The sequence below is a fragment of the Streptomyces sp. NPDC057939 genome, from assembly GCF_042887545.1.
In the GTDB taxonomy this organism is placed as follows: domain Bacteria; phylum Actinomycetota; class Actinomycetes; order Streptomycetales; family Streptomycetaceae; genus Streptomyces.
The window spans coordinates 1-22,457 of the sequence record NZ_JBHVPG010000015.1 but is presented as its reverse complement, the minus strand read 5'-3'; the positions used below and the strand labels follow the sequence as shown (position 1 = coordinate 22,457).

The following is a 22,457-nucleotide window of genomic DNA, read 5'->3' as shown; positions in this document are numbered from 1 at the left end:
CCGGGGCGTGGGGATCGAGAGCGACCATCTGGTCTACGAATATCTGAGCCGGGTCGGGGACTTGGCGCAGCGACGGCAGTTGGCGTCGGGTGATCGGATGCGGCTCGTTTCGGGGCTCCGGGACGAGATCGACCGTCGGCGCGCCAAGTACGAACCGGAGACGCCGGCGGCCGTACGTCGGATCCTGGAGCGGCTCGGCACGCCGGAGGAGGTCCTCGACACCGTCGGCCGGCCGGCGCGCGCCGCCGAGCCGGTCCGCGACCCCGCCCCGGCGGTGGCGGCTCCCGCCGTTCCCGTCCAGCGGGGCCGGTTGCGTCGCAGGCCCGCCCCGGAGCCGGCGGAGGAGCCGCGGAACGTGCCGCCGCACCTCGCCGGTCTCGACGAACTCGGCATCCCCGACGGCGTCGAACCCGACTGGTGGCGCGTCGGGCCGGGCGCGGCGGCGCTCGGTTCGGGGCCGCAGGTCGACGGTTTCGCGGGCGGCATCGAGTTCCCGGCCGGCTTCGGCCGCGCGGGCGCGGACGACGATCCGGACGCGGACGACGCGGCGGACGGGACCGCGGCGCGTCCGGCGGGCCCGTCGGAATCCCGGACGCGCCGGGTCGTACGGGTGCTGCGCGCCCGTCGGGAACGCCGCCGGCAGCGCAAGGCCGCCGCGGCCGCCCCCGACGCCGCTGCGGCGCCGGCGGGTCGCGCCCGCCCGCACGCGTTCCTGCTGCTGGCGGCGGCGCTCCTCGCCGCGGGGGCGCTCACCGGGTACTGGATGCTGCTGGCCGTCGGGTGGCTGGTGGCGTACGGGTCCCGGGTGCTCGCGCCGGGCGAACGCAAGTGGGTCGTCCTCGGCGTGCCCGGCGCGATCTTCACCGGGGCGGTGCTGTGGCTGTGGGGTCGGCGGGCCGGCCGGTGGGGCGAGGCGCTCGCCGATGACGGCATGGGCGCGGCGTTCCACGGCATGTGGCCCGCCCTGATCCGCTGGGCCGCCGTCGTGACGGCGGTGTACCTGCTGTGGCGTTCCCGCCGTCGTGGCTGACTGCGGTGGGTCTGGCCGAAGATGATTGCTCCCACCACGCATTCCGGAGGGGCGGATGGAGAACGTCTTGAATGGAGCCCGAGTGACCGGGGTGGGATATGCCTACATTTCACGGTCTGGAAAGGGAAAGCTAAGTCCACGTTCCGTTTAGCTGGACGGGCCTCGGCACAATGGGGGCATGACCTCCCACCCCCACACCATGATCCAACCCGCCCTTTTGACGGTCGGGTTCGACCTCGACATGACCCTGATCGACTCCCGTCCCGGCATCCGGGCCACCTATCAGGCACTGTCGGCCGAGACGGGCGCCTTCATCGACGCGGACGAGGCCGTCACCCGGCTCGGGCCGCCGCTGGAGGAGGAGCTCGCGTACTGGTTCACCGACGCGGAGATCCCGGCGATGCGGGACCGCTACCGGGAGATCTACGTCGAGCACGCCATCGAGCCCACCCCCGCGATGCCCGGCGCCCGCGAGGCGATCGCCGCCGTCCAGGCGCTCGGCGGCCGTGCCATCGTTGTCACCGCGAAGAACGAGCCCAACGCTTGCCACCACCTGGAGCACCTCGGCATCGAGGCCGACGCCGTCATCGGCTGGCTGTGGGCCGAGGCCAAGGCGGAGGCCCTGCGCGAATACGGCGCGCAGGTCTACGTCGGCGACCACGTCGGCGACGTACGGGGCGCCCGCACGGCCGGCGCGCTGTCCGTGGCGGTGCCCACCGGCCCGTGCTCGGAAGCCGAACTGCGCGCCGCCGGCGCGGACGTCGTGCTCGGCGACCTCACCGAGCTGCCGCAGTGGCTCGCGGAGTACGACCGCGCCCGCGCCGCCGCCTGAGACCGGCACCGCCGCACCCGTCAGGCGGCCTGGGAGGCCCGGGCCGCCTTTCGCTGCGCCGCGGCCGAGCGGAACACGCCCGCCGCGGAGATGGCGAAGCCGACGCCCATGAGCATGCACACGGCCCACGCGTACGACGGGAACGGGTCGGTGCCCAGGAACAGCGGGGCCATCGTCGCGAGGGTCGCCACGGCGCCGGCGATGAACACGATGCCGCCGGCCTTCACGAGTCCGTCGCCGGGCCGGGCATCGTCGGGATGAGGAGTAACAGTCACCCGACCAGGGTAGTTCCCTGGCCGACGCAGTGAACCGGAAGGACGGCGGAAGGGCCCCGGGAAGGACCGGGGAACGTCTTGTCACCCGTTTCTGGACCATTAGCCTGGAGGAGGCGGGTCGAAGGACCTGCCGCACTGCTATCCGGAGCCGCTCATCCCGGCCGACCGGACCCGACGAGCACAAGGACAGAGGACGGACGTGCCTACCGGCAAGGTCAAGTGGTTCAACAGCGAGAAGGGCTTCGGCTTTCTCTCCCGCGACGACGGCGGCGACGTCTTCGTCCACTCGTCGGTGCTCCCGGCCGGGGTCGACGCCCTCAAGCCCGGCCAGCGCGTCGAGTTCGGCGTCGTAGCGGGACAACGCGGTGACCAGGCACTTTCCGTGACGGTGCTGGATCCGGCGCCCTCGGTCGCGGCCGCTCAGCGCCGCAAGCCCGACGAGCTCGCCTCGATCGTGCAGGACCTGACCACCCTGCTGGAGAACATCACGCCGATGCTGGAACGCGGCCGCTACCCCGACAAGGTGCACGGCACGAAGATCGCCGGACTGCTCCGCGCGGTGGCCGACCAACTCGACGTCTGACCCCACGCGCGACCCCGGTGCCCCGCCGCTCGAACGAGCCGCGGGGCACCGCCGCGCGCGGCCCCGGACCCTACGGGAAGACGAGCGCGTCCGCGGGGATGGCCGGAACCAGACCCTCGGCGGCGGCCCTGGTCAGCAGCCCGCGGACGGCCGCGTACCCGGCGTCGCCGAGGTCCGCGGTGAACTCGTTGACGTACAGCCCGATGTGCTGGTCGGCGACCGCCGGATCCAACTCCTGCGCGTGCGCCCGCACGTACGGGCGGGACGCCTCCGGGTCCTCCCACGCCATCCGGACCGACGCACGGGCCGCCTCGGCCAGCGCCCGCAGCGTCGCTTCGCCCAGCGAACGCTTCGCGATGATCGCGCCGAGCGGGATCGGCAGGCCCGTCGTGGACTCCCAGTGCTCGCCCATGTCCGCCAGACAGTGCAGCCCGTAGTCCCGGTACGTGAACCGGGCCTCGTGGATGACCAGTCCGGCGTCCACCCGGCCGTCCCGCACGGCGGGCATGATCTCGTGGAACGGCAGCACGACCACCTTCCCGACGCCCTCGGGCAGCACGTCGGCCGCCCACAGCCGGAACAGCAGGTAGGCGGTCGACCGTTCGCTCGGCACGGCCACGGTCCTCCCCGCCAGGTCCACGCCCGGCTCCCGGGTCAGCACCAACGGACCGCAGCCGCGCCCCAGGGCCCCGCCGCAGGGCAGCAGCGCGTACTCCTCCAACACCCACGGCAGGACCGCGTACGACACCTTCAGCACGTCCAGCTCACCGCGCTCGGCCATGCCGTTGGTGACGTCGATGTCCGCGAAGGTGACGTCGAGGGCCGGCGCGCCCGGCACCCGGCCGTGCGCCCACGCGTCGAACACGAACGTGTCGTTCGGGCAGGGCGAGTAGGCGATGTCCAACGTCGGACGGTCACCGGTGCTCATGGCGTTCTCCCCAGTTGACGAGTACGGGCCCCAGCGCGCGGAAGCCGTCGGCGAGCGCGGCGAGGGCCTCTCCGATGCGCCAGGCGGAACGGTCGCGCGGCCCGACCGCATTGGACACGGCGCGGATCTCCAGGACCGGCAGACCGTGCGCGACGGCGGCCTCCGCCACCCCGAAGCCCTCCATGGCCTCCGCACCCGCGAGGGGGTGCCGGGCGGCGAGCTCGGCGGCGCGGGCGGCGGTCCCGGTGACGGTCGACACGGTCAGTACGGGTGCGAGCAGCGCCCCCGTGGCCTCCGCGACGGACGCGGCCAGCTCGGCGGGCGGCAGGTGCACGCTGCGGCCGAAGCCGAGTTCCGCGACGGTGAGGAACCCCTCGGGCGTACCGGCGCCCAGATCGGCGGCGACGAGCGCGTCGGCGACCACCAGCGAGCCGAGCGGGGCGGCGGGCGCGAACCCGCCGCCGATGCCGGCGGAGATGACGAGGGAGTAGTCGGCCGACGCGAGCGCGGTGGCCGTGGCGGCCGCCGCGGCGGCCGGGCCCACACCGCCGACGAGCACGTCGACGGCGAGACCGGGCAGGTCCCGGCGGGTGATGAGGTACCCGCCGGGCAGGGCGCGCGGCTCCGGGGTGACCGGGTCCGGATGAGGGGTGAGACCGGCGGCCGCGGATTCGGCCTCCGCGGCCACCGCGGTCACGACGAGCGCGCGCACGGGATGCCCCCGGTTACTTCAGCTTGAGCTTGAAGGACCAGACGGCGAGCGGCTTGCCGTCCTCGCCGACCTGGACGAAACCGAGGACCTTCGAGGAGGGGGCCTCGCCCTGGCCGCCGGTGGCGAAGACGTCGGCGCCCTGGAAGCTGCGGTAGGTGTTGGAGGACGGCTCGGTGATCGGCTGTCCGTCGAGGACCGCCTGCCACTTGTTGCCGTCCTCGACGATCTCCGGCTCGACGCCCAGGCGCAGCGTGTCGCCGCGGTGGTAGTCGACGGTCTTGGCGTGCTTCACGTTCGTGAGGCACTCCTGGACGCGGTCCATGGAGAGGTCCTTGCCGTCTGCGCGGCAGTCGGACTCCGCAGAGACGGTGGACGTGCCGACGGTCACGGTCGCGAGGGGGGTCGGCTTGTCCCCGCAGGCGGAGAGGAGGAGGAGGCCGGCGGACACGGCTCCGAGGGCCGCGACGCTGCGGCGGGCCCTACCCGGGAAAAGCGGTGCGGTCATGAGCCGAAGGCTATCGGGCCGGTGGGCCGAGGTGCTGCATGGGGTCCGGTGCGGGTCGGCTGCGCCGGGGCGGTACGGGTCGGCCGGGGGTCGGGGTCGGTCGGCCGCGGGCCGGGGACGGTCGGCCGCGCCGGGCGGGGCGTGCCGGTCGGGTGCGGCGCCGCCGCGGGGGGCTCCGCCCCCGAACCCCCGCGCCTCAAACGCCGGCGGGGCTGGATTTGTCGGGCCGCGCAGGGGTGGGTTCGTCCGGCCGCGCGGGGCTGGGTTCGTCGGGCCGTGCGGGGCCGGGTTCGTCAGGCCACGCGGGGGTGGGTGGTGCCCGGGTGGTGGTGGGGGGTGGTGAGGACGCCTCGGAGGGCCATCGTCGTGCCCAGGGCGACCACCGCCGCCGCCACGGCCATGCCCAGGACTCCGTTCAGCGGCAGCACGATGCCGATCGCGCCGCCCAGGACCCACGCCACCTGGAGCAGGGTTTCCGAGCGGGCGAAGGCCGAGGTGCGGACCGACTCCGGGACGTCCCGTTGGATCATCGCGTCCAGCGACAGCTTGGCGAGGGCCTGGCAGAAGCCCGCCGTCGCGCCCAGGACCGCCACCATCGCCCCGCTGAAGAGGACCGCGGCGATCACCGCCACCCCGAGCGTCAGGCACAGCACGGTCGCGATGATCGCCTCCGGGGCCCGCGCCCGCAGCCACGCCCCGACGGCCGTGCCGCACGCGTTGCCCAGGCCCGCCGAGACGCCGACGACCGCCAACGACACCGCCGCGCTCTGCCCGGCCAGGGGGTGCTCCCGCAACAGGAACGCCAGGAAGAAGATCAGGAAGCCCGACAGGGCCCGCATCGACGCGTTGGCCAGCAGCCCGCACAGCACCGGCCGGCTGATCGTGCGCAGGCCGGGTCGCCGCGAGTGCGCCTCGTGCGTGGAGAGCCGGGCGCGCCGTTCCCCCTTCGCGTCGTCCACCTTGTGCGGCAGCTGGAACGCCGCGAACGTCCCCCACACGAAGATGGCGCAGGCCCCGTACAGCGGCCAGGGTGGTCCGATCGTGTGCAGGCCGGCCCCGATCGGCGCCGCCGCGCCCGTGGCCAGCAGGCCCGCCAGGGTGACCCGGGAGTTCGCCTTGACGAGTGAGAACCCCGGTGGGAGGAGGCGGGGCACGACGGCGCTGCGGACCACCCCGTACGCCTTGGACGCCACCAGGACGCCCAACGCCGCCGGGTACAGCTCCAGGCCGCCGGTCGCCACGGCGCCCGACATCGTCAGCGCCAGCAGCGCCCGCGCCAGCATCGCCGCCGCCATCGCCGCCCGCCTGCCGTGCGGCAACCGGTCCAGCAACGGGCCGATCACCGGGGCCAGCAGGGTGAAGGGGGCCATGGTGATGGCCAGGTACAGGGCCACTCGGCCGCGTGCCTCGTCCGTGGGGACGGAGAAGAACACCGTCGAGGCCAACGCCACCGTGATCATCACGTCGCCGGCGCCGTTGATCGCGTGCAGTTCGATCAGTCGGCCGAGTCCCGATTCACCCGCCCCGTGCGCGTGCGTGGCCCGCCGGATCCCGCGCGCCGTACCGGTGATGGGGAGGTGCAGGGCACGCCCGACAGCCCGGCCGGCCCGCTTGGCCGGTCCCGAGCCGTCATCGGACGACCGTGCGGGTGCCACGTGGCCATAGTGCCCCACTCGGCCCTCCCGGACCCCTCCCGGCACGTTCCGGGTGCAGGCGTCGTCCGCGAATCGGACCTCGCATGTGGGACGAAGGCTCCGGAGGAGGTAGCGTGCGTAGCGCGCCACCGGCGGTTGCTCTTGGCCGCGCGCCTCTTCGCGATCCCGCAGAATGGATCGCAGTGGGGTGCGCCCGAGGCCGATCGGGCGCGGACGTCGACGCGGCCCTCTGGTCCGCTCCGCCCGCGCTGGGTACGGACGAACCGACGGGTCGTTGTGGACGACAGTACGGACGGCGCACTCGTGAGACGGCGTAGGAGAGAACGAGACCTGTGAGTGCTGCGACGACGCGAAGCCGTACCCCGCGTACCCCCGACCGCGTGTGCGCCGAGGCGGTAGAACTCGCCCGTGCGGCGGCGGAGGACGCCGCCTTCCCCGGTGTGGTGGGCGAGCACGTCTCCGTCGTGGCGGAGGGCGACCGGGTCGTCACGCACTTCTTCGAGTGCAAGGAACCCGGCTACCGGGGCTGGCGCTGGGCCGTCACCGTCACCCGCGCCTCCCGCGCGAAGAACGTCACCCTCGACGAAACGGTGCTGCTCCCCGGCGACGACGCGCTGTTGGCCCCCGAATGGGTGCCGTGGAGCGAGCGGCTGCGTCCGGGTGACATGGGCCCCGGCGACCTGCTGCCGACCGACGCCGACGACCTGCGCCTGGAGCAGGGTTGGTCCGACGAGGACGCCCCGCCGCCGAACTCCGTCGTCTCGGAGGAGATGGCCGAACTCGTCGAGGCCGAGGACGCCGACGTCACCGACCGGGTGGTCGTGCCGGCCCGCGGTTCCATCACCTCGGTCGCCGAGGAACTGGGCATGCGGCGCGCGCGGGTCCTCTCGCGGTACGGGCTGCACAGCGCGGCCGACCGCTGGGACGAGTCCTTCGGCGCGAAGACCCCGATGGCGCAGGCGGCGCCCGCGTCGTGCGTGTCCTGCGGGTTCCTCGTCAAGATCGGCGGCTCGCTCGGGCAGGCCTTCGGCGTCTGCGCCAACGAGTTCGGACCGGCCGACGGCCGACTGGTGTCCCTCTCGTACGGCTGCGGCGGCCACTCGGAGGCCGCGGTCATGCCGAAGCCGCTGCGGCCCGCGCCGCCGGTGCTCGACTCGATGGCCACCGACGAGTTCCCCCTGCGGCCGGCCGACGACACCGGATCGGTCCCGGTCACGGACCTTCTGGCGTCGGACCTCGGCCACTCGTAGGGCGTACGCGGTCGCCCCTGCCCGTCGGCGGCAGGGGACGCGGTCGGGCCGCCCCGTCCCCGCCGGTCCCTCGGTCGGTGGCGCTCCGTCAGGCCGCGGGGCCGTGGCGTCCCGTCAGCCCTTCGGCCGGCGTCGCAGCAGCCGTTTGGCCCCGAGGACCAGGGCGGTGCCCACCGCGAGGACCAGGGCCCCCTTCGCGAAGGCGCCGTCCTCCCCGGCGGGACCGCCGGCCTGCGGCGGTGAGCCGGGCCGGCCGGACGCGGCCCCGGACGGGGCGGCGCCCGGGGCGGACGGAGCGCTCGGGGAGGAGCCGTCGTCCGCGGCGCCGTCGGTCGCCGGGACGGCGATGACCCGACTGTTCGCGCCCTCCGACCCGAACAGCAGGGTCTTCCCGTCCGCCGTGTACGTCACCGACTCGGCCTGCCCCTGGAACGGGGCGCCCACCCGGGTCCCGTCGCCCTGCGGACGGCCGTCCTTCCACGGGTAGGTGCGCGCCGTGAAGTAGCCGCGCAGCGTCAGCCGGCCGCCGTCGGGGGAGAACGCCCCGTCCGTCACCCACGGCACGTCCGCGACCCGGCGGAAGACGTTGGGCCCACCGGCCGACAGCCGTTCGGGTCCTTCGTACAGGCCCGCCGTCCGCTCGTGCTTGCTCGCGATGTACACCCGGCCCGTCACCGGATGGACCATCAGGGACTCGGCGTCGCGCGGCCCGTCGGCGTACGTCACGGTGAACTGCTCGGCCTTCACGGTGGTGTCGGCGAGCTGCTTCGGCTCCGGGAAGCGGTAGACCCACACGTGGTCCCAGGTGCCGTTGCGGTTGTCGCCGATGTCGCCGACGTACAACTGCCCGTCCGGCCCGAGCGAGATCGCCTCCACGTCGCGGGGCGTGCCGATCCCGGTCAGCGTCACCCGCGCCACGGTCTTCCCGGTCGCCGCGTCCACCCCGTACACGTACGGGCCGTCGTCGCTGTCGTTGTGCGTCCAGTACACGCCCGGGTGCAGTCGGCTCGCCGCGAGCCCGCTCGACTCCTTGATCCGCGGGTCGGTGATCGTGAAGCCGGCCGAGCCCGGGGTCTCCGCGGCGAGGGCCGCCGTCGGCAGCACGGCGAGGGCGGTGACGACGGTGGCGGCGAGGACGGCGGACGACCGGGGGAGCAGGCGCATCCCCCAAGCCTGCCGGCACGTTCCGCGTGTCCGGCGTCACAGGGGTTTCTGTCGCGTGATCCGCGATGATGACCGGATGCGTTTCATGTTCGTCGGCGACTCCATGACCATCGGACGCGCCGGCGACTACACCTGGCGCCACCGGATGTGGCAGCACCTGTGCGCCACCCTGGACGGCCCCTTCGAGATCGTCGGCCCGCGCACCGCGCTCCACGACCCCGCCACCGAAGAGGCCACCAGCCACGCCTACGCCGCCCCGGACTTCCCGGAGCACGCCCGGCGCCACCTGGCGGGCTGGGGCGAGGGGTGGCAGCACATGGCGCCCCTGGTCGGCCCCGCCGTCGCCGCGTGCGGGGCGGACGTCCTGCTCGTCTCCCTGGGCCTGATAGACCTCGGCTTCTACACCGAGGCCGACGGGACCGCCGTCAACGTCCGCCGGTTCGTCGCCGAGGCCCGCGCCGCCCGCCCCGGGATCCGGATGGTGCTGCTGCCGGTCATCCCGAACGTCCGGGCCGAGGACGACGCGCCGTTCGCGGCGCAGGTCGGGCGCTTCAACGAACTGCTCGCGAAGGCGGTCGCCGACCTGTCGACGGACGCCTCGCCGATCCTGCTGGCCGCGCGGCCCCAGGAGTACGACATCCGCCACGACACCTACGACGGCACCCATCCCAACGCCTCGGGGGAGCACCGGCTGGCCGGCGAGTTCGCGGCCGTCCTGCACCAGGCGTGGGGCATCGGGGGCCCCTACCGGCCGGCGGGCGGGCCGTAACACGCCCTTCACCCAAGGGGCTTGCCTGGAGCGCACTCCAAGCAGTTGGCTAGTGCCCCATGAAGTACACGCAGCTCGGACGCACGGGCCTCAAGGTCAGCCGCCTCGTACTCGGCACGATGAACTTCGGCCCCCAGACCGGGGAGCCCGAGAGCCACGCCATCCTGGACGCCGCCCTCGACGCCGGCATCAACTTCGTCGACACGGCCAACGTGTACGGCTGGGGCGAGAACAAGGGCCGCACCGAGGAGATCATCGGAACCTGGTTCGCCCAGGGCGGCGACCGCCGGGAGAAGACGGTCCTCGCGACCAAGGTCTACGGCTCCATGTACCGCGAGGCCGACACCTGGCCCAACTACGACCGGCTCTCGGCGCTCAACATCCGCCGGGCCGTCGACGCCAGCCTCAAGCGGCTCGGCACCGACTACATCGACGTCTACCAGTTCCACCACGTGGACCGGCGGACCCCGTTCGAGGAGATCTGGCAGGCCGTCGAGGTCCTGGTCCAGCAGGGCAAGATCCTCTACGCGGCCTCCTCCAACTTCCCCGGCTGGAAGATCGCCCAGGCCAACGAGACGGCCGCGCGGACCGGGCGGCTCGGCCTGGTCAGCGAGCAGTGCCTCTACAACCTCGCCGAGCGGCGGGCCGAGATGGAGGTCATCCCGGCGGCCGAGGCGTACGGGCTGGGCGTCATCCCCTGGTCCCCGCTGCACGGCGGTCTGCTGGGCGGTGCGATCCGCAAGGCGGCCGAGTCGGGGCGCACGGCGTCCGGGCGGTCGGCGGACGCGCTGGCCAACAGCACGGTCCGCGCGCAGGTCCAGGCGTACGAGGACCTGCTGGACAAGCACGGCCTGGAGCCCGGCGAGGTGGCCCTGGCGTGGCTGCTGACGCGCCCCGGGGTCACGGGCCCGATCGTGGGTCCGCGCACGCCGGAGCAGCTCGCGTCCGCGCTGCGGGCGGTGGAGCTGGAACTTCCGGAGGAGGTCCTGACGGGCCTCGACGAGATCTTCCCGGGTCCGGGCCCGTCGCCGGAGGCCTTCGCCTGGTAGCGGGCGGACGGGGCGACCGCCGGCCGGCTACTGGCCGACGGCGGCCGCCACGGCGACGACGAGGAACATCAGCACGAGCACACCGGCCATGACACGGTTTCTGGTCTTGGGATCCACCCTTCGAGCCTAACGCGGCTCCCGCCGACCCCGAGTACGGCCCCCGGCCCCACGGGCGGGGGCGGTGCGGGAGACTGCCGTCATGGTGACCGTGGAGGACGTACGGCGGCTGGCGCTCGCGCTGCCGCGCACCGAGGAACACCTCGTGCGGGACCGGGTGAAGTTCCGCATCGGCCGGATCGTCTACCTTGCCCTCTCCCGCGACGAGACCGAGCTCGGCTTCGCCTTCCCCAAGGAGGAGCGGGCCGCGCTGGTCGCGGCCGAGCCGGACAGGTTCTCCCTGCCGGGGGCCGGGGACATGCGTTACAACTGGGTCCACGCGCGGATGGCCGCCCTCGACGCGGGGGAGCTGGCGGAGCTCGTGACCGAGGCGTGGCGGATGTGCGTACCGGCCCGGGTGGCCCGGGAGCACCTGGAGGGCGGCGCCGGTCAGGGGGACAGCGGCCAGGCCCGTACGACCTCGTAGCGGGGCTGTTCGCCCGGTACGCCGCCGGTGGGCAGGTTGCTGCGGACGAGGCTGAGGGTGTCGACCAGCCAGGGGGTGCCCTCGAACCCGGCGAGGGCGTCGAGGCAGGGCCGCAGGTCGGTGCCGGTGCGGCTGCGGGCCAGGGTCAGGTGCGGGGTGTAGCGCCGGTGCTGGTCCATCGGGACGCCGGCGCGGCGGGCGGCGGCGTCGGCGCGTTCGGCGAGCAGCCGCAGCGTGTCGAGCCCGCCGGCGGCCCCCATCCACAGGGCGCGGTCACCGAAGTGGCCGGCGCCGTGGAGGCGCAGCGGGAACGGGGCGGTCCGGGACGCGGCCCGGCCGAGCCGCTCGTACAGGTCGGGGAGCACCTCGTCGCGGACCTCCCCCATGAAGGCGAGGGTGAAGTGCCGGCCCGCCTCGGCGGTCCAGCGCAGTCCCTCGGGGCGGGGGGCGGCAGCGACGGCCTCGCGGAGCTCGGCGGTGGCCCCGGGGGAGGGCAGTACGGCGGCGAACAGCCTCATGCCCCCGACCCTAGGGCCTGTCGTCGAATTCCCGTCTGCGGGCGACGACGGGACTTCGACGACAGGCCCTGGGGGTTGCCGCCGCCGCCCCGCCCCCGGTGGGGGTCAGGCGGCGGTGGTGAGTTCCCGGCGCGGCGCGGCGGGGACGAAGGTGACGCCGCGGCGGCCGACGTGCAGGCGCAGGTTGCCGATCCGGGAGAGGACGACGGCGATGGCGAGTGCGGCGGTGAGGGAGATCAGGCCGCCGGCGGCCATGCCGACGCGGGCGCCCCAGGTGTCGGTGATCCAGCCCAGCAGCGGGGCCCCGAGGGGGGTGCCGCCGGTGAAGACCATCATGAACAGCGCCATGACGCGGCCCCGCATCTCGGGGTCGGTGGCCATCTGGACGCTGGAGTTGGCGGTGACGTTGACGGTCAGGCCGAAGACCCCGATGGGCACGAGCAGCGCCGCGAACAGCCAGAAGCCGGGGGCGAAGGCCGTGACGGTGAGGAGCCCGCCGAACATGACGGCGGCCGCGACGAGCAGCCGCAGTCGGGAGTGGCCGCGGCGGGCGGCCAGCAGGGCCCCGGCGAGGGAGCCTGCCGCGATGAGGGTGTTGAACAGGCCGTACGTGCCGGCGTCGCCGTGGAAGACGTCGCTGACGAACGCCGACAGCCAGATCGGGAAGTTGAACCCGAAGGTGCCGATGAACCCGACCAGGGCGATCGGCCAGATCAGCTCGGGCCGGCCGGCGACGTAGCGCAGTCCCTCGCGCAGCTGTCCCTTGGCGCGCGGCTGCGGTTCGACGGGGTGCAGCTCGTGGGTCCGCATCATCAGCAGGCCCGCGATGGGCGCGGCGAAGGACAGTCCGTTCAGCAGGAAGGCCCAGCCGGAGCCGACGGCGGTGATGAGCACGCCGGCGATCGCCGGGCCGACCAGCCGCGCGGACTGGAAGTTGGCGGAGTTCAGGCTGACCGCGTTGGCGACCTGGTCCTTGCCGACCATCTCGGGGACGAACGTCTGCCGGGCCGGGTTGTCGAGGACGGTGACCAGGCCGAGCAGGAAGGCCGCCAGGTAGACGTGCCAGACCTGGACGTGTCCGGCGAGGGTGAGGGCGGCGAGCGCGATGCCGGTGAGGCCCATGGCGCTCTGGGTGGCCAGCAGCAGCGGCCGCTTGGGCAGCCGGTCGGCGAGGACGCCTCCGTAGAGGCCGAACATCAGCATCGGCAGGAACTGCAGGGCGATGGTGATGCCGACGGCGGAGGCGGAGCCGGTCAGGGAGAGGACCAGCCAGTCCTGGGCGATCCGCTGCATCCAGGTGCCCGTGTTCGAGACGACCTGGCCCGTCGCGAAGAGCCGGTAGTTCCGGATCCTCAGCGAGCTGAACATGGAGTTCTTGCCCGCCGGTGCGGCAGTGGTGGGGGTGGATGTGTGGCCGGGTGCGGAGTCTGCTCCGGTTCCCGTACTCAAAAGCGTTCGCCTCCTGGCGTCGTTCCTAAAGGTGCGCGAGCTTCTCCAGGACGGGGGCGGCCGCGCGGAGCTTGGCCCATTCGTCCTCGGTGAGCTCGGCCGCGAGCCCGGCCAGGAAGGCGTTGCGCTTGCGACGGCTCTCTTCGAGCATCGCCTCGGCCACCTCGGTCTGGCGGACCACCTTCTGGCGGCGGTCGTCGGGGTGCGGTTCCAGCGTGACCAGTCCCTTGGCCTCCAGCAGCGCGACGATGCGGGTCATCGACGGGGGCTGGACGTGCTCGCGGCGCGCCAGCTCACCGGGGGTGGCCTGGCCGCAGCGGGCGAGGGTGCCGAGCACCGACATCTCGGTGGGGCTCAGCGACTCGTCGACGCGCTGGTGCTTGAGGCGCCGGCCCAGCCGCATGACGGCGGAGCGGAGGTCGTTCACGGCGGCAGCATCGTCGCCATGGGAAAGGTCAGGCATGTATTTAGAGTAACTCATTACTCTCCCTAAGGAACACCGGATTGATCGAGCCGTGGGACACACCCGGGACGCGCCGCGGGACGCACCGCAAAGATCGAGTCACTCGTACGGGTGAGTCGGGCGCGGAAAGCGACACGCGTCCGCCTCCTGTGGCCCGACTCTTTCGGCATGGGGACACATGTGCTGAGCATGCGCATAGACGGGGAGCTGCTGGAGCGGCTCCGGCACCATGCCGCCAAACGCGGAATGAGCGTCCAGGACTATGTCGTCCGGACGCTCATTCGCGATGACTTCGACGAGCGGTTCAAGACCGCGGTCGACGAGACGGAGAAGTTCTACGGCCTTACGTGAGGCCGAGGGCCGGCATCGCGTAGTAGAAGACGAAGACCGCCGACACGACGTACATCGCGGCCGGGACCTCGCGGGCCCGGCCCGTCGCCGCCCGCAGGACGCAGAAGCTGATGAAGCCGATGCCGATGCCGTTGGTGATCGAGTAGGTGAAGGGCATCATCACCATGGCCAGGAAGGCCGGGACGGCGATGGTGAAGTCGCTCCAGTCGATGTCCTTGACCGAGCCGGCCAGGATCAGGAAGCCGACCGCGACGAGCGCGGGGGTGGCGGCCTGGGACGGGACCATCGTGGCGAGCGGCGTGAGGAACAGCGAGACGGCGAAGAGGCCGCCCGTCACGACGTTGGCCAGGCCCGTACGGGCGCCCTCGCCGACGCCGGCGGTCGACTCGACGAAGCAGGTGGTGGCCGAGGACGAGGTCGCGCCGCCCGCGGCGACGGCCAGACCGTCGACCAGGAGCACCTTGTTGATGCCGGGGAAGTTGCCGTCCGCGTCGATCAGCTTGGCCTCGTCGCCGACGCCGAGGATGGTGCCCATCGCGTCGAAGAAGCAGGACAGCAGCACGGTGAAGACGAAGAGGATGCCGGTGACCAGGCCGACCTTGCCGAACCCGCCGAACAGGCTGACCTGACCGACGAGCCCGAAGTCGGGGGCGGCCACGGGGTTGCCCGGCCACTCGGGCACGGTCAGGCCCCAGGCGAGGCCCGGGAGGTCGGTGACCAGCTGGACGCCGACGGCGATCACCGTCATGACGACGATGGAGATCAGGATCGCGCCGGGCGTCCTGCGGATCAGCAGGGCGAGCGTGAGCAGGACGCCGACCACGAAGATCAGGACCGGCCAGCCGTGCAGGTGGCCGTTGGAGCCGAGCTGGAGCGGGACGGTGGTGTGGGCGGCGTCCGGGATGCGGGTGATGAACCCGGAGTCGACCAGCCCGATCAGCATGATGAACAGGCCGATGCCGATCGCGATGCCCTTGCGCAGGCCCAGCGGGACGGCGTTCATGACCCGCTCGCGCAGACCGGTGGCGACCAGCAGCATCACCACGAAGCCGGCGAGGACGACCATGCCCATGGCGTCCGGCCAGCTCATCCGCGGGGCCAGCTGGAGGGCGACGACGGTGTTGACGCCGAGACCGGCCGCCAGTGCGATCGGGACGTTGCCGATCACGCCCATGAGGAGGGTGGTGAAGGCGGCCGTCAGGACGGTGGCGGTGACGAGCTGGCCGCCGTCGAGCTGGTGCCCGTACATGTCCTTCGCGCTGCCCAGGATGATCGGGTTGAGCACGATGATGTAGGCCATCGCGAAGAAGGTGGCCAGACCGCCCCGGACCTCGCGGGCCACGGTCGAACCGCGTTCCGAGATCTTGAAGTAGCGGTCCAGGCCGGTGGTGGGGGCCGCGGCGGGTGCCGAGGTGCTCATGCGGTCCTCAAACTGGTCTATAGGTGGTTCGTACGAACGAATCAGGCCGTAGGCAAACCGTTTCAGTATGAACACATCACTGGAGGGCAGTCCATCTCCGCGCGTAGACCCGAAAACGGGCCACCTAGACTGGGCGTCATGGCGAAGTGGACAGCGACACACGAGGCGCCCGAGCCCCTTGAGGGCCCGGTGGTGGCCACCATCACGGGCGGAACGATCCTCTGGTTCGCCCTGTTCGTCGTCCAGCTGCCGTTCTACGGCTGGTTCGCCGACCGCGACCTGCTGTGGTGGCTGTGGACCTGCGCCGCCGGCGGCGGGCTCGGCCTCATCGGCATCTGGTACGTCCGCGGCCGCGACGCCGCCCTCAAGCTCCACGCCGCCGAGCAGGCCGAACGGGACGCTGCCTCCCCCGCCGCCGCGCCCGACGCCGACCGGTAGGCGCGCCGGAGGACGCGCGGGCGGGACGCGGGGGGACCAGGGGAGGATTCCGCTCATCCTCAGGTCGGATCTTGTGACCGCTCGGCGGGTGAACCGTTCGAACCCCGTTTACGGTCGGAAGCATGACGCAGCGGGCGAAGACCGACCAGGACGGGCCGGAGCGGTCCGGCGCCGCCATCGACGCGGGAGCCGAACTCGATCCGGTGCACCCGGTCAAACCGCCCGCACCCCGCTTCAAGCCGGCCGGCCTCAGCACCGCGCAGGTCGCCGAACGGGTCGCCCGGGGCGAGGTCAACGACGTCCCCGTCCGATCCTCGCGCTCCACCACCGAGATCGTCCGCGCGAACGTCTTCACGCGCTTCAACGCGATCATCGGCGTCCTGTGGGTGATCATGCTGATCGTCGCGCCCATCCAGGACAGCCTCTTCGGCTTCGTGATCATCGCGAACACCGGCATCGGCATCATCCAGGAACTGCGCGCCAAGAAGACCCTCGACGGGCTCGCCGTCATCGGCGAGGCCAAACCCGCCGTCCGCCGCGACGGCACCACCGCCGAGATCTCCACCTCGGCGATCGTCCTCGACGACGTCATCGAGCTGGGCCCCGGCGACAAGGTCGTCGTCGACGGCGTCGTCGGCGAGGCCGACGGCCTGGAGATCGACGAGTCCCTCCTCACCGGCGAGGCCGACCCCGTCCTGAAGAAGCCCGGCGACCAGGTCATGTCCGGCTCCTTCGTGGTCGCCGGCGGCGGCGCCTTCACCGCCACGAAGGTCGGCCGGGAGGCCTACGCCGCCCAGCTGGCCGAAGAGGCCTCGCGCTTCACCCTCGTCCACTCCGAGCTGCGCTCCGGCATCTCCACCATCCTCAAGTACGTCACCTGGATGATGATCCCGACATCGATCGGGCTGATCATCAGCCAGCTCGTCGTCAAGGAGAACAACCTCAAGGACGCCATCGCCCGGACCGTCGGCGGCATCGTCCCGATGATCCCCGAGGGGCTCGTCCTCCTCACCTCCGTCGCCTTCGCCATCGGCGTCATCCGGCTCGGCCGCAAGCAGTGCCTCGTCCAGGAACTGCCCGCCATCGAGGGCCTCGCCCGCGTCGACGTCGTCTGCCTCGACAAGACCGGCACCCTCACCGAGGGCGGCATGGACGTCACCGAGCTCCGCCCGCTCGGCGGCGCCGACCCCACCTACGTCAAGAAGGTCCTCGGCGCCCTCGGCGAGTCCGACCCCCGCCCCAACGCCAGCCTCCAGGCCATCATCGACGCCTACCCCGACAGCGCCGAGTGGCGCTGCACCGAATCCCTGCCGTTCTCCTCCGCCCGCAAGTACAGCGGCGCCAGCTTCAGCGAGGGCGACGGCGAGAACAACACCTGGCTGCTCGGCGCACCCGACGTCCTCCTGCCCGCCGGCGATCCCGCCCTGGAGGAGATCGACGGCCTCAACGAGCAGGGCCTGCGCGTGCTGCTGCTGGCCCGTTCCACCCGCGAACTCGACGATCCCGCCGTCGCCGGCAGCGTCCGGCCCACCGCCCTGATCGTCCTCGAACAGCGGCTGCGCCCCGACGCCGCCGACACCCTGCGCTACTTCGAGGACCAGGACGTCAAGGCCAAGGTCATCTCCGGTGACAACGCCGTCTCCGTCGGCGCGGTCGCCGGGAAGCTCGGACTGCCCGGCGCCCAGAACACCGTCGACGCCCGGGGCCTGCCCACCGACCGGACCGAGATGGCCGCCGTCCTCGACGGGAACTCGGTCTTCGGCCGGGTCACCCCGCAGCAGAAGCGGGACATGGTCGGCGCCCTCCAGTCCAACGGCCACACCGTCGCCATGACCGGCGACGGCGTCAACGACGTCCTCGCCCTCAAGGACGCCGACATCGGCGTCTCCATGGGCTCCGGCTCCGAGGCGACGCGGGCCGTCGCCCAGATCGTCCTCCTCAACAACAGCTTCGCCACCCTGCCGTCGGTCGTCGCCGAGGGTCGCCGCGTCATCGGCAACATCACCCGCGTCGCCACGCTCTTCCTCACCAAGACGGTCTACTCGGTGCTGCTGGCCGTCCTCGTGGTCTGCTCGCAGGTCGAGTACCCGTTCCTGCCCCGCCACCTGACGCTGCTGTCCACGCTGACCATCGGCATCCCGGCGTTCTTCCTCGCCCTCGCCCCGAACAAGGAACGCGCCAAGCCGCACTTCGTGAAACGCGTCATGCGCTACGCCATCCCCGGCGGCGTCATCGCGGCCACCGCCACCTTCGTCACCTACATCGTCGCCCGCGCCCACTACAGCGGCCCGGACGCCCTGGAGGCCGAGACCAGCGCGGCGACGCTGACCCTGTTCCTGACCTCGATGTGGGTCCTGGCGATCATCGCCCGCCCCTACACGTGGTGGCGCGTCGGACTGGTCGGCGCCATGGGCGGAGCCTTCCTGATCGTCCTCGTCGTGCCGTGGCTCCAGGAGTTCTTCCAGCTCAAGCTGGTGGGCGTGACCATGCCGTGGATCGCGGTCGCCATCGCCGTCGGGGCCGCGGCCCTGATCGAGTTCGCGTTCCGCTGGGTCGACCGCAAGTTCCCGGCGTAGGGCGTAGGGCGTAGGGCGTAGGGCGCGGGGCCCGGGCGTCGCCGCCCGGGCCCGGTGCACGGGGTGTCAGTCGAACCAGCGGTCGCGGGCCAGTTCCGCCGTGCGGGACGGGTCCTCCAGGAGGGCCGCGACCTCGAAGCGGCGGGGCCACTGGTGCGCCGCCCAGGCCAGACCCGCCGCCACGCCCTCCAGGGTGGCCGCGTGGAGGGTGCCGTCCGGGGTGCGGCGCCAGTCCAGCTCGATGCCGCCCGCGATCAGCTCCTCGTGCTCCAGGTACGTCGGCGGCGTCGCCGGCCCCAGCAGCACCCGAACGGACTCCGGGACCTCGTGCTCCTCGCCCGGGGTCGTCACCTCCGCCGGGACGGTGTCCGAAAGGCGCCGCACCTGGAGCAGGTCCGCCAGGTCGGCCGCCCGCGCCGGCGCCACCGGCAGTAGCGGCAGGCCCCCGGTCAGCGGCAGCAGGTCGGGGGCGTCCGCGACGAGCGCGTCGGCCGCGTCGACCACGACCACCTCGCCGTCCACCACGGCCCGCAGCTCGTCCGGCAGCGTCACCTGCTCCGGGTCCAGGTCGGCCAGCGCCCCGTACAGGCCGTGCAGCCGGCCGCCCGTCACCTCACGGTCCGGGTCGGCGAGCCGGGCCAGCAGCTCGGCCGCGCCGCCGGGCTCCTCCAGCAGGGCCCGCACGGTGGTGCGCACGCCCAGCGCCCGCAGGACCTGCTCGTCCTCGAAGCCGGTCGCGTCCGCCGGCGTGTACAGGCCCTCCAACAGCGGATCCCCGCCCGCCGCGCGAAGCCCGGCGGGGCGCCGACCGTCGAGCACCGGGTGGTCGCGCAACCACCAGGCGGTGTACGGGCGCACGGACTGCGTCGTGCCGTCGGGGAGCAGGATCCGTACGGGCTGGACGAGGGCGTCGCGCAGCGGGGGCTGCGCCAGCATCGCCAGGGCCTGCGGCCAGCGGTCGTCGTCGACGAGGTCGAGGTCGCGGACGGCGACGAGTTCGGTGGCCACCGGCGGGACGGGGGTGTCGGGGAACTGGTCGAGGAGGTCCTCGCACCACACGTCGACGGCGTCCAGCAGGCCGACATCGTCGGGCTCGGCGAAGTCCCCGTCGCGGGGCTCCAGTTCGTCCGGATCGAGGACGACGTCGGTGGCGCGGACCAGTTGGAAGGCGGTCAGCACCCCGCAGGCGGCCAGCGTTCCGGCGTCCCACCGCTCGGCCAACTCGGCGTCCAGGTGGGGGATCTCGTCCTCGCGCAGGACGGACGCCAGCGGGCTCCCGGCGAGCAGGAGTTCGCCGGCCGGGGTGAGTTCGCCGTCCTCGTCGGGCAGGGCCAGCGCGCCCAGCCAGGGCTCGTCGCCGGCGGCCAGGCCGGCGTCGCGGACCAGGGTCAGGACGACCTCGGCGAGTTCGTCGGCGTCGAGGGCGTCCTCGTCCCAGATCTCCCCGGCGTCGAGGGAGCCGGCCACGGCGGCCCGGATCTGCGGGGTCGTCAGGACGGCGCGCGGGGTCGCGGGCAGGGCGCCCAGCTTCTCCAGCAGCGGGTGCGCGGCGTCCGGGTGGGCCACCTTCAGGCCCAGGCGGGCCAGGTCGGTGGGGGTGTCGGTGCCGGGCAGCAGCAGGTGGCGCGGGCCGATCGCGGTGCGGCCGTCGGCGAGGGGGACGGGCAGCCCGGACAGCCGGTCGGGGTCCACCCCGGCGAGGCTGTCGTAGAGCCGGTGCCACCACTGCGGGGTGCGCTCGATGCCGGCGATCCGCTCGATGGCGTCGCCCAGCGGCAGCCGGCCGACCCCGAGGGTGCGCAGCTCGGGGCGGCGCTCCAGCCCGGCGGGGAGCAGGGTCGGCAGGACCTCGGCGAGGACCCGTACGGTGTCGGCGCCGGCCCCTTCGACGATCTCGGCCTCGAAGGGGCGCAGGGCGCCCCGCTCGTCGGCCGCGGTGGGCTCGCCGGCGGTTCCGTCGGCCGATTCGCCGGACGGGACGGCCGGGGCCGCCGGGGCGAGGAACGCGGTGCGGGGCAGGCGTTGGAGGACGGCGGCGCGCAGGGCCCCGTCGAGCTCGCCCTTGCCGAGCGGGCCGGGCACCAGGTCGACGAGGGCGGTGGTCACCGGGTCCCAGGAGCCGAGGAGCTCGGCGTAGGCGTCGGCGGCGCGTTCCACCAGGAAGTCGGTCAGGGGTCCCGGGGCGGGGTGGCGGCGCGAGGTGTCGAGCGGCAGCGAGGCGATGAGCAGCGCGGGGATGCCCAGCGGTTCGTCGGTGGGGGTCGGCGCGTGCACGACGGGCGCGGTGCGGGGGCGTTCGGGGGCGCCGTCGGCGTCGACGGGGGCGGCCCAGGTGACGGTCCAGACGGGGCGCAGCCGTTCCTCGACGGGCCGGTCGGCGAGGAGTTCCCGCTCGATGGGGCCGCTGTGGCGGACGGTGCGCCAGCGGTGGGTGCCGGAGGCGGAGTCCTCGATGACGGTGTACGGGCCGTCGGTGGTCCGGTAGAGGACGCGGTGTCCGGCGGCCGGGGTCTCGACGACGACCTCGCGCAGGCCGGGCAGGGTGAGGAGCAGGGCGTCGTCGATGCCGGCCAGGAGCCGTTCCACGAGCTCCTCGGCGGCGGCGTCGCGCAGCGGGAGGACGACGACGGTGTCGTAGCCCTCGGGGGCCGTGCCCTCGGCGGGCAACGGCAGGCGCAGCAGCGGGACGTGGCCGTCGCGGCGGCGCAGTTCGTCGCCGAGGCCCGGGCTGCCGTTGGAGGCGTCCCGGGCCATTTCGCGGGCCTCGGCGAGGGACCAGCGCACGCCTCCGTGGCGGCCGAGCACCGCCGGTTCGTCGGAGACGGCCAGGACGGCCGCGAAGCCGACGCCGAAGCGGCCCACGGTGTCCCCGGCGCCGCCCGGTTCGCGTTTGGCGGAGGCCCGCAGGGTGCTCAGCGACTCCACGCCCGTGGCGTCGAGCGGGGCCCCGGTGTTGGCGGCGGCGAGGACGGCGTGGCCGCCGTCGCCCGGGTGCAGGGTGAGCCGCAGTCGGCCGGGGACCTTGGCGCGGGCGGCCGCGTCGGCGGCGTTCTGCGCCAGTTCGACGACGAGCCGGTCCCGGTAGCCGCCGAGCGCGAGGTCCTCCTCGGCGTTGGCGTCCTCCCGGAAGCGGGCCGGGCCCGCGCCCCAGGCGTCGAGCACCCCGCGCCGCAGTCGTGCGGTCCCGAAGGGGTCCACGCCACTCTGTGCCGCCGTCACTCGCACGCTCACGCCGCTGCCTCCAAGAACTCGCCCGGCCCGGAACCCCCGAGCCTGCCCCGAACTGCTGAAGGTATCGCGTACGGGGCTACGCCTTGCCCGTGAGGTGTGCGAACACGACGACGTTCGCGTCCCAGTGGCGGTCCGCGGTGAGGTCGCCGCCGCAGGTGATCAGGCGCAGTTCGGCCCTGTCGTGGGTGTCGCCGTAGACGCGGTCGGTGGGGAAGGCGTCCTTCTTGAAGGTGTCGACCTCGTCGACGGCGAAGACGGCGGTGGTGCCGTCGGTGCGGTGGACCTCGATCCTCTGGTCCTTCTTGAGCTCCTTGAGGTTGAAGAAGACGGCCTTCGGGGCCTGCGGGGTGTCCATGTGGCCGACGATCGCGGCGGCGCCCCGCTCGCCGGGGGTCGGGCCCTGCCGGTACCAGGCGGCGTCGTCGGGTTTGGCGAAGTCGGGTTCCCGCATGACGCCCCGGGCGTCGAGGTCGACGGTGTCGAGGGGGGCGTCGACCCTGATGTCGGGGATCTCGATCCGGTCCGGCACGGAGGCCGGCAGGACGGAGACGGCCGTGGCGGCGGGGGTGCCGGCCGCCCGGGCGGATCCGGCGCCGCCCGAGCAGCCGGCCGACGCGGCGCCGAGCAGCAGGACGAGGACGGGGACGAGGGCCGGGGCCAGGGGCCGGGTCCCGGC

General features: G+C 73.3%; 22 protein-coding genes. 10 read left to right on the top strand and 12 right to left on the bottom strand.

The features are described from left to right. Positions 1 to 7: 7 nt before the first annotated feature. Together ACFVS6_RS18525 and ACFVS6_RS18520 are read left to right on the top strand one after the other, a co-directional pair. A complete protein-coding gene (locus tag ACFVS6_RS18525; RefSeq protein ID WP_389704967.1) occupies positions 8 to 1,030 on the top strand; it encodes a hypothetical protein in 1,023 nt (340 codons plus the stop codon). 178 nt (positions 1,031 to 1,208) lie between these two features. Beyond that, a complete protein-coding gene (locus ACFVS6_RS18520) occupies positions 1,209 to 1,862 on the top strand; it encodes an HAD family hydrolase (RefSeq protein WP_389704965.1) in 654 nt (217 codons plus the stop codon). Between the two features lie 20 nt (positions 1,863 to 1,882). On the opposite strand, the gene ACFVS6_RS18515 is transcribed toward ACFVS6_RS18520, so the two are convergent. Next, positions 1,883 to 2,137, bottom strand: coding sequence for a hypothetical protein (locus ACFVS6_RS18515; RefSeq protein WP_389704963.1), 255 nt, complete (start codon positions 2,135 to 2,137; stop codon positions 1,883 to 1,885). Positions 2,138 to 2,336: 199 nt separating this feature from the next. Between ACFVS6_RS18515 and ACFVS6_RS18510 the strand changes: the two genes are divergently transcribed. Continuing rightward, the gene (locus tag ACFVS6_RS18510) at positions 2,337 to 2,720 is read left to right on the top strand and encodes a cold-shock protein (protein WP_030012939.1); all 384 of its coding nucleotides are present in this window, start codon (positions 2,337 to 2,339) and stop codon (positions 2,718 to 2,720) included. A gap of 70 nt (positions 2,721 to 2,790) precedes the next feature. On the opposite strand, the gene ACFVS6_RS18505 is transcribed toward ACFVS6_RS18510, so the two are convergent. The 4 genes from ACFVS6_RS18505 to ACFVS6_RS18490 form a co-directional block, all read right to left on the bottom strand. Next, entirely contained in the window at positions 2,791 to 3,648 is an 858-nt protein-coding gene (locus ACFVS6_RS18505; protein WP_389704962.1) for a 1,4-dihydroxy-6-naphthoate synthase, read from the bottom strand. Continuing rightward, a complete protein-coding gene (locus ACFVS6_RS18500; RefSeq protein ID WP_389704960.1) occupies positions 3,635 to 4,360 on the bottom strand; it encodes a futalosine hydrolase in 726 nt (241 codons plus the stop codon). Before ACFVS6_RS18500 ends, ACFVS6_RS18505 begins: the two co-directional genes overlap by 14 nt. A gap of 13 nt (positions 4,361 to 4,373) precedes the next feature. After that, positions 4,374 to 4,865: a DUF2771 domain-containing protein gene (locus tag ACFVS6_RS18495; protein ID WP_389704958.1), complete on the bottom strand. Its 492-nt coding sequence runs from the start codon at positions 4,863 to 4,865 to the stop codon at positions 4,374 to 4,376. A gap of 293 nt (positions 4,866 to 5,158) precedes the next feature. Next, complete coding sequence (locus ACFVS6_RS18490) at positions 5,159 to 6,538, bottom strand: MFS transporter (RefSeq protein ID WP_389704957.1); 1,380 nt, start codon at positions 6,536 to 6,538, stop codon at positions 5,159 to 5,161. 314 nt (positions 6,539 to 6,852) lie between these two features. Here ACFVS6_RS18490 and ACFVS6_RS18485 point away from each other — a divergent pair, with 314 nt between their 5' ends. Next, positions 6,853 to 7,770, top strand: coding sequence for a DUF3027 domain-containing protein (locus ACFVS6_RS18485; RefSeq protein WP_389704956.1), 918 nt, complete (start codon positions 6,853 to 6,855; stop codon positions 7,768 to 7,770). Between the two features lie 114 nt (positions 7,771 to 7,884). Here the strand turns inward: ACFVS6_RS18485 and ACFVS6_RS18480 are convergent, their stop codons facing one another. Next, a complete protein-coding gene (locus tag ACFVS6_RS18480) occupies positions 7,885 to 8,934 on the bottom strand; it encodes a WD40 repeat domain-containing protein (protein ID WP_389704954.1) in 1,050 nt (349 codons plus the stop codon). A 76-nt stretch (positions 8,935 to 9,010) separates the two neighbouring features. Between ACFVS6_RS18480 and ACFVS6_RS18475 the strand changes: the two genes are divergently transcribed. The 3 genes from ACFVS6_RS18475 (at position 9,011) to ACFVS6_RS18465 (ending at position 11,335) form a co-directional block, all read left to right on the top strand. Further along, entirely contained in the window at positions 9,011 to 9,703 is a 693-nt protein-coding gene (locus tag ACFVS6_RS18475) for a GDSL-type esterase/lipase family protein (protein ID WP_389704953.1), read from the top strand. A gap of 59 nt (positions 9,704 to 9,762) precedes the next feature. Next, entirely contained in the window at positions 9,763 to 10,752 is a 990-nt protein-coding gene (locus tag ACFVS6_RS18470) for an aldo/keto reductase (RefSeq protein WP_281210490.1), read from the top strand. A 199-nt stretch (positions 10,753 to 10,951) separates the two neighbouring features. Beyond that, on the top strand, positions 10,952 to 11,335 hold the full coding sequence (locus ACFVS6_RS18465; protein ID WP_389704951.1) for an MmcQ/YjbR family DNA-binding protein: 384 nt from the start codon (positions 10,952 to 10,954) through the stop codon (positions 11,333 to 11,335). Here the strand turns inward: ACFVS6_RS18465 and thpR are convergent. From thpR to ACFVS6_RS18450, 3 genes are all read right to left on the bottom strand, one after another. Further along, entirely contained in the window at positions 11,299 to 11,853 is a 555-nt protein-coding gene (thpR, locus tag ACFVS6_RS18460) for an RNA 2',3'-cyclic phosphodiesterase (RefSeq protein WP_389704949.1), read from the bottom strand. The genes ACFVS6_RS18465 and thpR overlap by 37 nt on opposite strands. A 105-nt stretch (positions 11,854 to 11,958) precedes the next feature. After that, positions 11,959 to 13,302 (bottom strand): MFS transporter, encoded by a 1,344-nt coding sequence (locus ACFVS6_RS18455; RefSeq protein ID WP_389704948.1) that lies wholly within the window; start codon positions 13,300 to 13,302, stop codon positions 11,959 to 11,961. Positions 13,303 to 13,327: 25 nt separating this feature from the next. Then, positions 13,328 to 13,765 (bottom strand): MarR family winged helix-turn-helix transcriptional regulator, encoded by a 438-nt coding sequence (locus ACFVS6_RS18450; RefSeq protein WP_281210494.1) that lies wholly within the window; start codon positions 13,763 to 13,765, stop codon positions 13,328 to 13,330. A gap of 168 nt (positions 13,766 to 13,933) precedes the next feature. Between ACFVS6_RS18450 and ACFVS6_RS18445 the strand changes: the two genes are divergently transcribed. Next, positions 13,934 to 14,116 (top strand): ribbon-helix-helix protein, CopG family, encoded by a 183-nt coding sequence (locus tag ACFVS6_RS18445; protein ID WP_266574969.1) that lies wholly within the window; start codon positions 13,934 to 13,936, stop codon positions 14,114 to 14,116. Here ACFVS6_RS18445 and ACFVS6_RS18440 read toward each other — a convergent pair. Continuing rightward, positions 14,109 to 15,536 (bottom strand): NCS2 family permease, encoded by a 1,428-nt coding sequence (locus ACFVS6_RS18440; RefSeq protein ID WP_389704946.1) that lies wholly within the window; start codon positions 15,534 to 15,536, stop codon positions 14,109 to 14,111. The genes ACFVS6_RS18445 and ACFVS6_RS18440 overlap by 8 nt on opposite strands. Positions 15,537 to 15,674: 138 nt before the next feature. On the opposite strand from ACFVS6_RS18440, the gene ACFVS6_RS18435 reads away from it, so the two are divergent. Together ACFVS6_RS18435 and ACFVS6_RS18430 are read left to right on the top strand one after the other, a co-directional pair. Beyond that, positions 15,675 to 15,974: a DUF2530 domain-containing protein gene (locus ACFVS6_RS18435; protein ID WP_389704944.1), complete on the top strand. Its 300-nt coding sequence runs from the start codon at positions 15,675 to 15,677 to the stop codon at positions 15,972 to 15,974. Between the two features lie 122 nt (positions 15,975 to 16,096). Beyond that, positions 16,097 to 18,550: an HAD-IC family P-type ATPase gene (locus tag ACFVS6_RS18430; protein WP_389704943.1), complete on the top strand. Its 2,454-nt coding sequence runs from the start codon at positions 16,097 to 16,099 to the stop codon at positions 18,548 to 18,550. 66 nt (positions 18,551 to 18,616) lie between these two features. Here ACFVS6_RS18430 and ACFVS6_RS18425 read toward each other — a convergent pair whose 3' ends face one another. Both ACFVS6_RS18425 and ACFVS6_RS18420 read right to left on the bottom strand, forming a co-directional pair. Continuing rightward, positions 18,617 to 21,781 (bottom strand): sacsin N-terminal ATP-binding-like domain-containing protein, encoded by a 3,165-nt coding sequence (locus tag ACFVS6_RS18425; protein ID WP_389704942.1) that lies wholly within the window; start codon positions 21,779 to 21,781, stop codon positions 18,617 to 18,619. 76 nt (positions 21,782 to 21,857) lie between these two features. Then, positions 21,858 to 22,457: class F sortase (locus tag ACFVS6_RS18420; RefSeq protein ID WP_389704941.1), on the bottom strand; the 600-nt coding region annotated here is incomplete at its 5' end.